Here is a 1,371-nt window from a genome sequence, read left to right on the forward strand (position 1 = left end):
GTTCAAGGTCGCGGCCGCTGATCGGCCCGATCGGGCGCGGCGCGAAAAAGATCATCTGCCGCAGGTTAGCCAGCAGGCCGTCCTGGCCGTTCTGGAGGTCGAGCAGGGCATTTATACGACGCAAGGCAGCGTCGCGCGGCGTTGCAGCGGATCGCAGCGCCGGGTGCAGGGTTTCCCAGTGGGCGTCGAACGTCTGCGCAATCAGGCTCAGGCCCTCGGCCAGTCCGGCCAGCCGGTATTCATTGGCCAGGGCACGCGTGACGATGACGAGAAGGCGCAGATCCCGGCCGCGCGGACGCAATTCCTCGGCTTTTTCCAGCACGGCCGTCCAGTCGACCGGACTGGATTGCGAGGTGGGCTTGCTGTTGCCGTCGTGAACGACTTTGACCTGAGGCTCGGTCAGGCGCTCCAGGTCATGAAAAGCCGGGTCGTTGCGCAAGTCCTCTCCCGACGGATTCGCACCGTTCAGAGGATTCAGCCAGAGTGCGAGATCAATCACACCAACCCCCAGCCAGCGGCCCTGAGACCCATGTGACGTAACGTTATCACCGGCCTCACGCGACGACAATTGAGCACCTGCGCAAAAACTAACGGAAGCTAAACGCAGCCGCCTTCTCGGCGAACCCATTGCGCGATTGTCGGAACCGGTATGTGAAATGGCTCGCATAGTCCGGACGGCAATCCATGTTTGTTGCCACGAGTTTGCAAGGCTTGTGTAACCGGGCGGTGCCGCCCGGATGGATTCAAGGGCCCTATCCGCCGCACGGCTTTGTCAAGCAGCCGCTTATATGGCAGGGTATGGGTCGGCAGGTTGCGGGAGCAGGTTCGATGGAACAGCGCCGGTCATCGCAGAGCTTCAAGCGTAAGGAACTGGTCGCCAAGCTCAACGCCACGGGGGTGCGCGCCTTCAAGGCCGCCGCCGACACGGCCAAGCTGCGCGGCAATCCCTATGTCGAGCTCGCCCATTTCATCCAGCAACTGGTGCTGTCGGAGCGCTCGGATGTGCAGATGATCGTCGCCGACGCCGGACTGGATGTCAGCCGGCTGACGGCCGACATGACCCGCGCCATCGACAAGCTGCCCTATGGCGCCACTTCGGTGGAGGAATTCTCCGACCACATCTTCCACGCCATCCAGGAGGGTTGGAACCTGGCGACGCTGGAGTTCGGGGTCGAGGAGGTGCGCAGCGCCCATATCCTGCTCGCTTGTCTCAAGACGCCGGCGCTGGAAGGCCTGGTGTCGAAGATCAGCGCCGAATTCGACAAGATCGATGCGGATGGCGTCATTTCCCGCTTCGCCGATGTCACGGAAGGCTCGCTCGAAGCCGGCTCACCTCCCGCCGCGGCCGCCGCGGAGACACCGGTCAAGCGC

Annotated in this window: 1 protein-coding gene and 1 pseudogene; one reads left to right on the forward strand and one right to left on the reverse strand. The window is 63.3% G+C overall.

What is annotated here, in order from left to right; genetic code table 11:
* Positions 1 to 499: type VI secretion system ImpA family N-terminal domain-containing protein (locus EOA27_RS36595; RefSeq protein ID WP_189562320.1), on the reverse strand; the 499-nt coding region annotated here is incomplete at its 3' end.
* A 329-nt stretch (positions 500 to 828) separates the two neighbouring features.
* Here EOA27_RS36595 and EOA27_RS36600 point away from each other — a divergent pair.
* Positions 829 to 1,371 (forward strand): annotated as a pseudogene (locus EOA27_RS36600) (type VI secretion system ATPase TssH); the annotation flags it as partial.

Origin of the sequence: Mesorhizobium sp. M2A.F.Ca.ET.037.01.1.1 (genome assembly GCF_003998075.1) — a bacterium.
In the GTDB taxonomy this organism is placed as follows: domain Bacteria; phylum Pseudomonadota; class Alphaproteobacteria; order Rhizobiales; family Rhizobiaceae; genus Mesorhizobium.